The sequence below is a fragment of the Cohnella pontilimi genome, from assembly GCF_005049045.1.
In the GTDB taxonomy this organism is placed as follows: Bacteria; Bacillota; Bacilli; order Paenibacillales; family Paenibacillaceae; genus Cohnella; species Cohnella pontilimi.
In genome coordinates, this window is the sequence record NZ_SUPK01000001.1 from 159,035 (window position 1) to 173,634 (window position 14,600).

The 14,600-nt window shown below is 53.0% G+C and carries 10 protein-coding genes; 8 read left to right on the forward strand and 2 right to left on the reverse strand.

Annotated elements, in window-relative coordinates; all coding sequences use genetic code 11:
* Positions 1–31 precede the first annotated feature (31 nt).
* The 7 genes from E5161_RS00900 to E5161_RS00925 all read left to right on the forward strand — a co-directional run bounded on the left by E5161_RS00900 (position 32) and on the right by E5161_RS00925 (position 12,942).
* On the forward strand, positions 32–1,780 hold the full coding sequence (locus tag E5161_RS00900) for a stalk domain-containing protein (protein WP_136775707.1): 1,749 nt from the start codon (positions 32–34) through the stop codon (positions 1,778–1,780).
* 157 nt (positions 1,781–1,937) lie between these two features.
* A complete protein-coding gene (locus E5161_RS00905; RefSeq protein ID WP_136775708.1) occupies positions 1,938–3,170 on the forward strand; it encodes an ATP-binding response regulator in 1,233 nt (410 codons plus the stop codon).
* Positions 3,171–3,220: 50 nt separating this feature from the next.
* A complete protein-coding gene (locus E5161_RS00910) occupies positions 3,221–8,926 on the forward strand; it encodes a HAMP domain-containing protein (RefSeq protein WP_136775709.1) in 5,706 nt (1,901 codons plus the stop codon).
* Positions 8,927–9,022: 96 nt separating this feature from the next.
* Positions 9,023–10,630: a gamma-glutamyltransferase family protein gene (locus tag E5161_RS00915; RefSeq protein WP_136775710.1), complete on the forward strand. Its 1,608-nt coding sequence runs from the start codon at positions 9,023–9,025 to the stop codon at positions 10,628–10,630.
* A gap of 89 nt (positions 10,631–10,719) precedes the next feature.
* Positions 10,720–10,893: a hypothetical protein gene (locus tag E5161_RS20635; protein WP_169306537.1), complete on the forward strand. Its 174-nt coding sequence runs from the start codon at positions 10,720–10,722 to the stop codon at positions 10,891–10,893.
* A 143-nt stretch (positions 10,894–11,036) separates the two neighbouring features.
* Positions 11,037–12,557, forward strand: a complete 1,521-nt coding sequence (adh, locus tag E5161_RS00920) for an aldehyde dehydrogenase (protein ID WP_136775711.1) — start codon at positions 11,037–11,039, stop codon at positions 12,555–12,557.
* 16 nt (positions 12,558–12,573) lie between these two features.
* Positions 12,574–12,942, forward strand: a complete 369-nt coding sequence (locus E5161_RS00925; RefSeq protein ID WP_136775712.1) for a DUF779 domain-containing protein — start codon at positions 12,574–12,576, stop codon at positions 12,940–12,942.
* A 64-nt stretch (positions 12,943–13,006) separates the two neighbouring features.
* On the opposite strand, the gene E5161_RS00930 is transcribed toward E5161_RS00925, so the two are convergent.
* The gene (locus E5161_RS00930) at positions 13,007–13,483 is read right to left on the reverse strand and encodes a GNAT family N-acetyltransferase (RefSeq protein ID WP_136775713.1); all 477 of its coding nucleotides are present in this window, start codon (positions 13,481–13,483) and stop codon (positions 13,007–13,009) included.
* A gap of 155 nt (positions 13,484–13,638) precedes the next feature.
* Complete coding sequence (locus E5161_RS00935; protein WP_136775714.1) at positions 13,639–14,067, reverse strand: PH domain-containing protein; 429 nt, start codon at positions 14,065–14,067, stop codon at positions 13,639–13,641.
* A gap of 146 nt (positions 14,068–14,213) precedes the next feature.
* On the opposite strand from E5161_RS00935, the gene E5161_RS00940 reads away from it, so the two are divergent.
* On the forward strand, positions 14,214–14,552 hold the full coding sequence (locus E5161_RS00940) for a DUF1801 domain-containing protein (RefSeq protein ID WP_136775715.1): 339 nt from the start codon (positions 14,214–14,216) through the stop codon (positions 14,550–14,552).
* Positions 14,553–14,600 lie beyond the last annotated feature (48 nt).

Below are 14,600 nucleotides of genomic sequence, written 5' to 3' on the forward strand. Positions count from 1 at the left end.
TTTTCATTTTATACACGAGAGGAAAACAGATATGAGACGGCAGACCGCTCTTTTGCGTTGTTTTTTATTTTTTTCTTCGATCGCGCTATTCACTTTGCTCTTGAACGGAGCTGTCGGTTATGCGGGCACCGACAGCGGAACGGTGAAGAAATTTCATTTATATGCCACAGACGGCTATTTAACTTTGCCGGACGGGAACAAAGTGTATGTATGGGGTTACAGCCTGCAAAACCAGCAAGGCACCGCCGGTTATCCCGGTCCTACGCTCGAAGTGAATGAAGGGGACCAAGTGGAAGTAACGCTGACGAATATCGGACCCTTCAAAAAGGACATCAAACGGTTGGCTCACACGATCCACTGGCACGGTCTGGATACCGATCAGGCGAACGATGGAGTACCGCACACCTCACCGGCGATTCAGGTCGGAGAGAGCTTCACATATAATTTTACTGCCCAACATGCAGGCACTTATTTTTATCATTGTCACGTCGATACGATCGAGCATCTGCAGATGGGCATGCAAGGTGCCTTGATCGTGAAAGCCAAGAACGGGGCGAATCAAGTTTGGACCGGCGGCCCTTCATACGATAAGGAGTACATTTTTAATGTGAATGAAATCGATCCGGTGTGGCATAAAGCCGTAGAAGAAGGACGTCCCTACGACCGCACGGCCTTTCATCCGACCTACTGGACGATCAACGGCAAAGCATATCCGGACACCGAAAATGACCCGACGACGATGATCGAAGGCAAGGTCGGGGAGACGGTGCTGATTCGATTCATCAATTCCGGGTATCAGCCGCACAGCTTCCATATGCACGGCTACCACTTTCAGATTGTCGCGTCCGACGGCAGACCGCTGCCTGCACCCAGTACCAAAGATACGGTATTGATCGGTCCGGGCGAACGATACGATCTGCTTGTCACGTTCGATCAGGACGGCATGTTCCCGCTTCATAGTCATAATGTTGTGGACAATACGAACAACGGGATTTACCCGGGCGGGCTGCATACGATGATGGAAGTGAAGAAAGATGCGGGAACGCTCGCGGTGAAATCCGTCAAAATGAAAATCGGACAAAAAACAGCCGATGCGGCGGGTAAAACCGTGAACCTGCCGATCGCTCCGGTTGTACTGAACGGAACGGCGTATGTCCCGTTGAAAGTAGTAGCAGACACATTCGGCGCGAGCTTGAAATGGTCGCCATCCGATCAATCTGTTACTTATCTTGCGGCCAATAAGATCGTTCAATTGTGGATGAATCAGAAACAAGCCAAAATGGATGGCCGAGTGAAGCCGATCGCCGCAGCACCCCTCAACAAAAGCGGATCCGTCATGATTCCGCTCCCGGTTGTGAATCAACTGCTCGGGGCTAAGGTCTCCTATGATTCGAAGACCAAACAAATCTTGATTACAGCGGAGGTGAAAGTACCTGCAACTGCTGCGAGTGACGATCATGCGAATCATGGCGGACATACCGGCGGCACGTCGGACGGCGGGACCGGAACGGCCGCCAGAGGTGGCGGCGGCGATCCGCTAGTCGACATCACGAGCACATCGTTTCAGCCCTCCAAGCTGACAATCAAAATCGGGCAGAAGGTGAAATGGGTCAACAAAGATAAGCAGATTCATACCGTTACCGGGCTGGAACTTCCGTTTGACAGTAAAAACATGCTGACAAACGCCGAGTTCAGTTATGTGTTCGACAAGCCCGGCACCTATACGTATTATTGTTCGACTCATCCGACGATGACCGGCGAAATTACCGTGACCGAATGAATCATTTAAGCCTTGTTGCACCGAAAGGTCACAACAAGGCTTATTTTTTATATTGATTTCGAGTTTTTCTCGACTTCTCTGTTTCAGTGCATTTTTTTTTGGGTATAAACACTCATGTCCTACATTCATAAACAGAGCCCGCATAAGGAGGGCCGCAGTGGAATATCCAATCAACATACTACTAGTAGATGATCATCCCGAAAACTTGGTTGCGATCGAGGCGATTCTCTTCGGAGAGCCTTATCGCATCTTCAGGGCTTATTCGGGTATCGAGGCGCTGCGGTACTTATTGGAATATGATTTTGCCGTTATCGTCATGGATGTGCAAATGCCGGATATGGACGGATTTGAAACGGCGAACATGATCCGCATGCGCGAGAAGACCAAATATGTGCCGATTATTTTTTTGTCGGCTGCCTATCATCAAGTGGAACATGATTTCAAAAGCTACTCGATCGGCGCTTTCGATTATATGACCAAACCGTTCAGCCCTCAAATTTTGAAAGCGAAAATTGAGGGCTATGTCAGTATGTACGAAGCGAACAAGGCGCTGCAGGTCCAAAGCGAATTGCTGCGCAAGCAGACGAAGCAGCTGGAGAAAACGAATCACGAATTAATCCAGGCCAAAGAAATGGCGGAAATCGCCTCCGGGGTAAAGTCAGAGTTTCTCGCCATGATGAGCCATGAAATCCGGACTCCGCTCAATGGCATTATCGGCATGTCCGAATTGCTAATAGCGTCAGAGCTGCCGAAAGAGTATGCCGATTTGGCGGAAATCATTCATACGAGCGGCAATGCGCTCCTCTCTTTGGTTAACCATATACTGGATTATTCTAACATCGAATCGGGCCATTTGAAGCTGGAGAACGAGCCGTTCGATCTGGCACTATGCGTGGAAGAAACGATCGAATTGTTTACCGCCCAAACCCGGGAAAAGCGTCTGGAAATGATAGCCACGCTGGAACCGTCGCTGCCTTCGGTCATTCGGGGAGATATGAATCGCCTCCGGCAAGTATTGATGAATTTGATCGGCAATGCGGTGAAGTTCACGAAATCCGGGGGCGTTTATATTGACGTCAAGAAAGCGGGAGAACGAGACGACTCGATTACGATCGAATTTACGATTCGGGATTCCGGGATCGGAATTCCGCGCGACAAGGCCCACTTATTGTTTCAGCCCTTTTCGCAAGTGGACGCCTCCACCAACCGGAAATTCGAAGGAACGGGACTCGGGCTGTCGATCTCCAAATCGCTGGTGGAGCTGATGGGCGGCAGCATTGAATATATTGCGACGGACGAACCGGGCGCGACGTTCGTCTTCACGATCGAAGCCAAGCCGTACCACAAGTATTCCAACGCACCACCGGCCGGCGAGCCGCATTTTTCTTGATTGTCTATGAAAATCAATCTACGAAAATATAACGGTGAGAGGTTGAGAATATGGCGAACCCAAAAAATAACCCAGTTCCCGAAAACGACCAATTAGACGTGGGGGAACTATTGAACGCTTTAATGGCGATGAAAAAAGGGAACTTCTCATATCGTCTGCCCTATCATTACACCGGGGTGGCGGGCAAGGTCGCCGATACCTTTAACGAAATCATGGACATACAAGAAGGCATGGTTCACGAGGTAGAGAGCGTATCCCGGATCGTCGGCAAGGAAGGGAACCTTTCGCGCAGATTCACGCAGAAAAATCTCAGCGGCTCATGGGAAACCATGACCGACTCGTTGAACGGGCTTGTCACTGATTTGATCCAGCCGACAAGTGAAATGGTACGGGTTATCAATGCGGTCGCCAAAGGGGATTTGTCCCAGAAGGTCGAACTCGAGATCGAAGGCCGTCCGCTGACCGGCGAATTCCAAATCACGGCAAGCAACATCAATCAGATGGTGAATCAGCTGAGCACGTTCGCGTCCGAGGTTACGCGGGTGGCGCGAGAAGTCGGAACGGAAGGCATTCTCGGCGGACAAGCCGACGTCAAAGGCGTCTCCGGAACGTGGAAAGATTTGACGGACAGCGTAAACTACATGGCGAGCAACTTGACGGATCAAGTCCGGAACATTGCAGCCGTCACGACCGCAGTGGCCAAGGGCGACCTGTCGAAGCAGATCACCGTTAACGCGAAAGGCGAAATTCTCGAGCTGAAAAACACGATCAATACGATGGTGGAGCAGCTCTCCACTTTTGCGTCCGAGGTGACGCGTGTGGCGCGAGAGGTGGGCACCGAAGGCAAGCTCGGCGGCCAGGCGGACGTTAAAGGCGTATCCGGCACGTGGCGCGATCTGACGGAAAGTGTTAACTACATGGCGTCTAACTTGACGAACCAAGTGCGTAACATCGCCGTCGTTACGACGGCTGTCGCAAACGGCGATCTCTCCAAAAAGATCACCGCCGATGTACAGGGCGAAATTCTCGAGATGAAAAATACGATCAATACGATGGTGGACCAACTGTCAACGTTCGCTTCCGAGGTTACGCGGGTGGCGCGCGAGGTCGGCACGGAAGGCATGCTGGGCGGCCAGGCGGACGTTAAAGGCGTGTCCGGCACCTGGCGCGATTTGACCGAAAGCGTCAACTACATGGCGTCGAACTTGACGAACCAGGTGCGTAACATCGCCGAAGTGACAACGGCGGTCGCCAAAGGCGACCTGTCGAAGAAAATCACGGTCGACGCCAAGGGCGAAATTCTGCAGCTGAAGAGCACGATCAACACGATGGTAGACCAGCTCAAAAACTTCTCGAACGAAGTGACGAGGGTTGCCCGGGAAGTGTCTACGGAAGGGATTTTGGGCGGCCAGGCGGATGTTAAGGGCGTATCGGGTACCTGGAAAGACTTGACCGACAGCGTGAACTTCATGGCCGGCACGTTGACCGACCAGGTGCGCAACATCGCGGAAGTGACGACCGCGGTCGCGAAAGGCGATTTGTCGAAGCAGATTACCGTTAACGCGAAAGGCGAAATTCTCGAACTCAAAAATACGATCAATACGATGGTGGATCAGCTCTCGACGTTCGCGTCCGAAGTTACGCGGGTGGCGCGCGAGGTCGGCACCGAGGGGATACTCGGCGGCCAAGCGCAGGTTAAAGGTGTGGCGGGCACTTGGCGTGATCTGACGGAAAGCGTTAACTACATGGCGTCCAACCTGACGGACCAGGTGCGCAACATCGCCGTCGTCACGACGGCGGTCGCAAACGGCGACCTTTCCAAGAAAATCACCGCGGATGTACAGGGGGAAATCCTTGAGCTCAAAATCACGATCAACACGATGGTGGACCAGTTGTCGACGTTCGCGTCCGAGGTTACCCGTGTGGCGCGCGAGGTTGGTACCGAGGGCAAGCTCGGCGGTCAGGCTCAGGTTAAAGACGTCGGCGGAACCTGGAAGGATTTGACCGAGAGCGTAAACAACATGGCGCGCAACCTGACCGATCAGGTACGGAACATCGCCGAAGTAACGACCGCGGTCGCGAAGGGAGATCTGTCCAAAAAAATCACGGTAGATGTCAAGGGCGAAATTCTCGAGCTCAAAAACACGATGAACACCATGGTGGATCAGCTCTCCAACTTCGCATCGGAAGTTACGCGGGTGGCCCGCGAGGTCGGCACGGAAGGAAAGCTGGGCGCGCAGGCCGTGGTGAAGGACGTTTCCGGCACATGGAAAGATTTGACCGATACGGTTAACTACATGGCGTCCAACCTGACCGTGCAAGTGCGCAACATTGCCGTCGTCACGACGGCAGTCGCGAACGGCGACCTCTCCAAGAAAATCACGGTCGACGTGAAAGGCGAGCTGTTGGAGCTGAAGAACACGATCAACACGATGGTGGACCAGCTGAATTCGTTCGCGTCCGAGGTTACCCGGGTGGCGCGGGAGGTCGGCACGGAAGGCAAGCTCGGCGGACAAGCTCAGGTTCGCGGCGTAGGCGGGATTTGGAAAGACCTAACCGACAACGTAAACATCATGGCGACGAACCTGACCGACCAAGTGCGCGGAATCGCCAAAGTCGTGACCGCGGTCGCTAACGGTAATTTGAAGCAAATGCTGACGGTGGAAGCCAAGGGAGAAATCGCCGAGCTCGCGGATACGATCAACAATATGATCGAGACGCTGGCCACCTTCGCCGATCAGGTCACGACCGTGGCGCGCGAGGTCGGCGCCGAGGGTAAGTTGGGTGGACAGGCGAACGTGCCGGGAGCAGCCGGCACATGGCGGGATTTGACCGACAACGTTAACTATATGGCAAGTACGCTTACGACGCAGGTGCGCGCGATCACGAACGTTGCGACTGCGGTGACGAAGGGTGATTTGTCCAGAACGATTGACGTTTCCGCGTCAGGCGAAGTCGCCGCGCTGAAAGACAACATCAACGAGATGATTCGCAATCTGAAGGAGACGACCCGCATCAATACCGAGCAGGACTGGCTCAAGACAAACTTGGCCAAGTTCTCCCGTCTGCTGCAAGGCCAGAGAGATCTTTCTGCGGTCAGCCGCATGATTTTGTCGGAGCTGGCACCTCTTGTGCATATGCAGCATGGCGTATTCTATATCAACGAGCCGGAGGACGGAGCAGCGGTACTGAAGCTGTTCGCGAGCTACGCGTATCAAAACCGCAAGCACTTGGCCAACAAATTCCGGTCCGGCGAAGGTCTTGTCGGTCAGTGCCTCATCGAGAAGCAGCGGATTCTGCTCACGAACGTGCCGGGAGATTACGTTCAGATCTCCTCCGCACTGGGTGAAGCGGCACCGCTCAACATCGTGCTGCTGCCCATCATCTTTGAAGAACAAGTACTGGCCATACTCGAGCTGGCATCCTTCCGTCCGTTCACCGAAATCGATGTCGCCTTCCTCGACCAATTGACGGAATCGATCGGAATCGTCATCAACACGATGCAGGCGAACCAGCGTACGGAAGAACTGCTCATCCAGTCGCAATCGCTCACGGAAGAGCTCCAGAAGCAGCAAATGGAGCTCCGGAATACGAACGACGAGCTGGAGGAAAAAGCGAAGCTGCTCGTCATTCAGAAAGCGGAAGTGGAAAGCAAGAACAACGAGGTCGAAATCGCCAAACGGTTCCTGGAAGAGAAAGCCGAACAGTTGGCGCTTACTTCCCGTTACAAATCCGAATTCCTGGCCAACATGTCGCATGAGTTACGCACTCCGCTCAATTCGCTGCTGTTGCTGGCGGAACAACTTGCCGAGAATCCGGAGGGCAACTTATCGGACAATCAAGTGAAATTCGCCCAGACGATTCAGGATTCAGGCATCGAACTCCTTAACCTCATTAATGATATTTTGGACTTATCCAAAATCGAATCCGGAACGATCACGCCGGATTACAGCGAAGTGCCGCTTGCCGAGCTTGCGGACGGCTTGGATCGCAGCTTCCGGCATATGGCGGACGACTCGATTCTTGAGTACAAGATCAAGCTGGAACCGGATGTGCCGCGTACGATCGTGACCGACTTCAAACGGCTTCAGCAAATTTTGAAAAACTTGCTCTCCAACGCCTTTAAATTCACGGAAAAGGGAGAAATCATGCTCCTGGTCCGCAGAGCCTACGAGGGGTGGAGCCGGGATAACGACACGCTGAATCGCGCCAAAACGGTTCTCTGTTTCTCGGTGAGCGATACCGGGATCGGGATTCCGCAGGACAAGCAGCAGATCATTTTCGAGGCGTTCCAGCAGGCGGACGGCAGCACAAACCGCGAATACGGCGGAACCGGGCTGGGTCTGGCGATATCCCGCGAAATTGCGGAGATGCTGGGAGGCGAGATTTCGCTTTACAGCGTATTGGGCAGCGGCAGCGTGTTTAATCTGTATTTGCCTACTGAAGTGGAATCTTATGAACCTGCCCCCAAATTGAAGCACGAGCCGGAAGTCATCGACGTGACGCCGCCGAAACGCACGCGCAGCTTGGTGGCCGCCACCATTGAAGAATTGAGGGACGACCGGGACACAATTGAGTCGGGGGATCGCGTCCTGTTGATTGTCGAAGACGATCAAAAATTTAACGAAATCTTGCTGGAGGTCGTTCACAAGAAGGGCTGCAAGGCCGTGATCACATCCAGGGGCTTGCAGGCTTTGGAGCTGGCTCAAAAATACCGCCCGGATGCTATCACGCTCGATTTGCATCTTCGCGATACAGACGGATGGCTCGTGCTTGAGCACCTTAAAAACGACATCGGTGTCCGCCATATCCCGGTGTGCGTGCTGACCGTGGATGAAGACGAAGTGAACCTCCTGCAAAAAGGCGTCTATGATTTTGTCCGTAAGCCGGTGTCGAACGAAGACCTTGAGAATGCGTTGGAGAACCTGTTGGCATATGCGGAGAAGGACGTTCGTCATCTTCTGATCGCGGTGAAGGACGAACGTAAGCGCAATGAATTCGTCGAGCTGCTTGCGAATGAAGATGTCAAAATCGTGGCGGTCGATACCGGACGCAAGGCGTTGAATCAACTGAACGCGAAGCATTTTGACTGTGTTGTGGCCGATAACGATTTGACGGATATGAACATCAACCGTTTCGTCCGGGATATTGTGAAGAATATCAAAAACAAGCATTTGCCGATCGTGGTTCACCGCAGCCAAAAGGTTCGTCCGGAAGAAGAAGCCGAGTGGGAAGAGCTGACCAAGACGGCCGTGATCAAAGAGGTAAAATCGCCTGTTCAGGTCATGGACGAAACCACTTTGTTCCTTCACCGGAAATCGGAGGACTTGCCCGCACGTTCGAGAGAAGCGCTGGTGAAGCTTCACAATTCCGACGAGATGATCGAGTACAAGCGGGTGCTTGTGGTAGACGACGACATCCGGAATATTTTCGCTTTGACGACCATTTTGGAACGCCATCACATGAAGGTGATACCGGCCGAGAACGGCCATGACGCCATCTCGTTGCTGGAGCAAATGCCGGATATCGACATTGTGTTGATGGACATCATGATGCCGGGAATGGACGGGTATGAGACGACCCGGGCCATCCGCAACAAGCCGAAATTCAAGGATCTGCCGATTATCGCGCTGACGGCGAAGGCGATGAAGGGAGACCGCGAATTGTGCCTGGAAGCCGGCGCGTCCGATTACATCACCAAACCGGTAAACAGCGCGCAGCTGCTGTCGATGATGCGCACGTGGCTGGACCGGTAAATAAATGTAAGGGCAACAGGCAGGACATGCGTTCCTGCCTGTTGTATTCTGTAGAGAAGCGTTCGCGCTGCTGAATAGCAAAGTGGAGGTTACAAGATGAATTTCGACGCGATTCACACCCCGTACCCATCCCGCAGAATGACCGTATACGGATCCGGCGGGATGGTGTGTACGTCTCAGTCGCTTGCGGCGCAAGCCGGTCTCGACATTTTGAAAAAAGGCGGAAACGCCGTGGATGCCGCCATCGCCACTGCGGCTTGCAAGACCGTATTGGAGCCCACCTCGAATGGGATCGGCGGCGACGCATTCGCGCTGGTTTGGGTGGAGGGGAAGCTGCACGGTTTGAACGCGAGCGGACCGGCGCCGGCCGGATTGTCGATCGAAGCCGTCAAGGGGCGCGGACACGAGACCATGCCCGCTCTGGGCTGGCTTCCCGTGACCGTGCCGGGAGCACCGGCTGCTTGGGCGGAATTGTCGCGGCGTTTCGGTAAGCTGCCTTTCGCTGACTTGTTCGAACCGGCGATCCGCTATGCGGAGAACGGTTATCCGGTTGCACCCGATTTGGCTGACGGCTGGGCTCGCACTTTCAGGCGGTATTCGGAAGTGCTGCAGGGAGATGAATTCAGCGAATGGTTCCGCGTGTTCGCGCCGGAAGGCCGTGCGCCGCGACCCGGTGAAGTTTGGCGTTCGCCGGATCATGCGCGCACGCTGACCGCAATCGCCGAATCACTGGCGCGTGCTTTCTATGAAGGCGAGTTGGCGGACCGTATCGACGAAGCGTCCCGCAAAACCGGCGGCTTGATCCGTAAGGAAGATTTGGCGGCGTACAAGCCGGAGTGGGTGGATCCGATTGGCGTCAATTACCGGGGATATGACGTTTGGGAGATTCCGCCGAACGGGCAGGGACTTGTCGCCTTGATGGCGCTCAACATTTTGAAAGGCTTCGAATTGGGCGAGAGGGATTCGGTATCTACCGTGCACCGGCTGATCGAGGCGACCAAGCTGGCGTTTTCGGACGGACTGGCCTACATCACGGATCCTTCCCGCATGAACGTGCGGGTGGAGGATCTGCTTTCCGACGCGTACGCGGAAGATCGGAGACGGCTGATCGGCCGGGAGGCGGTCGTGCCGGCTCCGGGTCACCCGCCGCGCAGCGGAACGATTTATTTGGCGACGGCGGACGGACAAGGCGGTATGGTCTCTTTCATCCAGAGCAACTACGCCGGATTCGGATCGGGAATCGTCATCCCCGGCACCGGCATCGCACTTCAAAACCGGGGGGCGGATTTCTCTCTGGATCCGGGAAAAGCCAACAGCCTGGAACCCGGCAAAAAAACGTACCATACGATCATTCCCGGCTTCATCACCAAGGATGGGGAACCTGTCGGTCCGTTCGGCGTGATGGGCGGATATATGCAGCCGCAAGGCCATGTGCAGGTCGTGTCCAGCATGATTGACTTTGGCTTGTCTCCGCAGGCGGCGCTCGATGCTCCTCGCTGGCAGTGGATCAGCGGCCGCAAGGTGATGCTGGAGCATGCTTTTCCCGAGCCGGTGGCGAAATCGCTGGCGCGAATGGGTCATGAGGTCCAATGGGCGCTCGACCACGGTTCGTTCGGACGGGGGCAAATCATCCTGCGCGGCGAGAACGGCGTGCTGGCCGGAGGCACGGAACCGCGCGCCGACGGCGTCGTCGCGGCTTGGTAATGCTGCTTTAACGATGAATATCGTACCCGTTCCTGCGCATAGTAAGGGACAGCCCACGGGCGTATCACGACTTGCGGAGGAACAGGCACATGACAAGCAGCAGAAACCATCAGGAAGCGCACGGCATCGGACAGACGGAAGAGCAGCTGAACAATCAAGCCGAGGCTGCCGACCAAATACAAGGCGGAAGCAAGCTGGACCGGGAGGTCAGATCGGCTGCGAACAAAAACCGCACGGAGCTGGATGAGATTATCATGGATTGAGCCTCGCTAAAGGTGCCTAAATAGGCGCCTTTTTGTTTTGCTGCGTCTACCATTTAATGCTTTACTCTCTGACAGAGGAGGCATATTGCGATGGAATTCACATATAAAATATCGAAACTACCACCGTAAAGGAGTTGTTACATATGATCTACGCACAACCGGGACAGCCCGGCTCGAAGGTCACGTTCAAAAAGCGTTACGAAAATTTTATCGGCGGCCGCTGGGTGCCTCCGGTGAAAGGGCAATATTTTGAAAACCCTTCGCCGGTCAACAACCGCATTTTTTGCGAGATTCCTCGCTCCACCTCGGAAGACATAGAATTGGCGCTCGATGCGGCACACGAGGCGAAAGCGGCCTGGGGACGCACCTCCGTTGCGGAACGCGCCGTCATCCTGAACAAGATCGCTGACCGCATGGAAGCGAATTTGGAAATGCTGGCCGTTGCGGACACTTGGGACAACGGCAAGCCTGTGAGAGAAACGCTCGCTGCCGACCTTCCGCTCGCCATCGATCATTTTCGCTATTTCGCCGGCTGCATTCGGGCGCAGGAAGGTTCTATCAGTCAACTGGACAACGATACGGTTGCCTATCACTTTCACGAGCCGCTCGGGGTAGTGGGCCAGATCATTCCTTGGAACTTCCCGCTGCTCATGGCAACATGGAAGCTCGCGCCCGCTTTAGCCACCGGGAACTGCGTCGTCCTTAAGCCCGCGGAGCAGACGCCTGCTTCCATTCTCGTTTTGGCGGAGCTCATTCAGGATTTGCTTCCTCCGGGTGTTCTGAATATCGTCAATGGGTTCGGACTGGAAGCCGGCAAACCGCTCGCCTCGAACAGCCGGATCGCCAAAATCGCTTTTACAGGGGAAACGACGACCGGTCGGCTCATCATGCAATATGCGTCCCAGAATATTATCCCGGTTACGCTGGAATTAGGCGGGAAGTCTCCGAACATTTTCTTTGATGACGTCATGGTGAAAGACGATGCTTTCCTGAACAAAGCGATCGAAGGATTCGTCATGTTCGCCTTGAACCAAGGAGAGGTATGTACATGTCCGTCCCGCGCGCTCATTCAGGATTCCATTTACGATGAATTCATGAACCGCGCTTTGAAGCGAGTGGCGGCGATTAAACAGGGCAATCCGTTAGACACCGAAACGATGGTTGGCGCGCAAGCCTCTACGGAACAAGTGGAGAAGATCATGAGCTATATCAGCATCGGCAAGCAGGAGGGGGCACAGTGTTTGACCGGCGGAGGCCGGGCCGCGATGGAAGGAGATATTGCGGACGGGTATTATATTCAACCCACCGTGCTTAAGGGCCATAATAAAATGCGTATTTTCCAAGAGGAAATTTTCGGACCTGTTGTTTCCGTCACGACGTTCAAGGATCAGGACGATGCCCTGGCCATTGCCAACGATACGTTATATGGTTTGGGGGCAGGCGTGTGGACCCGCGATATCAACAAGGCTTACCGCATGGGCCGCAGTATTGAGGCAGGCCGTGTATGGACCAACTGTTATCATGCTTATCCCGCGCATGCAGCTTTCGGCGGGTACAAGACGTCCGGAATCGGACGCGAAAACCATCGCATGATGCTCTCACACTACCAACAGACGAAAAACTTGCTCGTCAGTTACAGTCCCGACGCCCTCGGATTTTTCTAAGAGACCGGTCGATGCGATGACGGAGGAAATCTGCAAAGTAATCGCCACCGACGCGGCATTGGAGCTGATCGCGTTGCTGCAATCCAAGCACGGGCCGGTCATGTTTCACCAATCGGGCGGCTGCTGCGACGGCAGCTCTCCGATGTGCTATCCCGCAGGAGAATTTATGATCGGGGACAGCGACGTGCTTCTTGGGGAAATCGGCGGCGCATCCTTCTACATGAGCAAAGCCCAGTACGAATACTGGAAGTACACCCAGCTGATCATCGACGTAGTACCGGGCAGAGGCGGCATGTTTTCGCTGGAAAACCCAGAGGGACGACGGTTTCTGACTCGCTCCAGGGTATTTACGGAAGAAGAAACACGCTTGTTGAATCTTCTCTAAAGATAGACAAGATATGCTTCAGATTTACACAAAAATGGCGACCGAATTGGCCGCCATTTTTCTTTTATAATGATAGCTTCAAGATGTATTCTTCAACTTCCTCAGCTCGTGAATTGGAGTATCCCTTGTCTTCCCCTTCTATCTTAAAGCCACACTTTTCTAATACGCGAATGGAAGCAATGTTATCCTTCGCCGCACGTGCATAAAGGGGGCGGATGGTTATGCAATCCAGAAATTGAGAGAGCGCCTCAGTTGCTACGCCCTTCCCCCAATATTCACGTCCGATCCAGTAGCTGACTTCCCGTTCACCGAACTGTTCAAAGCTCGAAACATGTCCTGCCACTTTTCCACAATAAATTACCGTCTTTTTAATAATTGTCTCATTGTTTAAAATCTTCTCCCAATGTACCTTAAAAGCGTCATGATCTGACGGGTCCTTAGTAGTAAAGGCCGCCATGAAATTGGCGGTCGTGTCCATCTGATGTTCAAAAAAAATCGCCAGGTCATCATCGATTACGTCACGCAATATCACAATTTCCATTTTACACCTCACCAATGTAAATTTTTTCAAATAAAGTGACCGTCGGAGACTATACCGCCCAAATCGTCAGCGAGCTTTTTAAGATTCAAAGGTTAATCATCCCGATACCAAAATGCTAACCAAATTGTAGAACATATGTTCCCAATTATCAAGTTTCAATAGTTCAAACGTTTATGGTTTTCATGAGCCAGAGAGACCAATGCAACATAGAGTGGCTGCAAATGAAATTTTTTGCCGAACTCGAATTTATAGGAAGCGACCTGCAAATTCGTCGATTTGTAATATGGTGATGTAATGTAGTGAATGGTCAATTCGCTGTCGTCAAAGCCCGTCCCTGCGGTTTCCATCGTCACGTCATAGATCGAATCCAAGTGGATGGAAGCGACCCTTGTTTTTTTGCCGGTTACGCCTTGGTGATCGATGAAGATCATCCGCTCGTCCGTTATGATGAACGTATCCCGGATCAACTTGAATCCCATTCGAATCTTCTCTTGCGGCATCAAATATATCCCGTAATGATTGGTCAATTCTTGTACAGAAACTTCCGAATAATTGCCGAAAACGCCGCTAAACAAGTTGGCCATATGAGTCCTCCTCAATATCGTTGGATTTATCAAATTAACTATATTATAAATCGGTCTACAGTACTCCAATTATGGTATATTGTAGGCACGGAAATTACCCGTAATTACCATTTCGTATGCTCTCACCTGGAAAGGAGAACAAATCTATGAACCAAGAAGTCACCTCATTTATCGAGAACATGAATCAACCCTGGCAAGTTGAAGTTTGCAACCGGCTTCGCCGGATTGTCCGTGAAACGATTCCTACTGTTGAAGAGCGCATCCAATACAAGAAGCCGCATTTCTTGAAGAACGGCCATTATGCTGCGGTGATCTCGCCCTCTAAAGATGCCATTGCCTTTATGATTATGAATGCAGCAGGTCTTGAAGTCCCGAAAGCTTTTGAAGGCCCAGCTGAGCGGAAATGGCTGAAAATCCGTGAAGGTGATTCGCCCGACTATGAGCTCTTGGCCAATCTTCTCGGGAAGGCATCCGCTTCGCTCTGATACGGTGGAAAACCGCAATTCCTTTAAGGTATGATAAATATGGAGCAA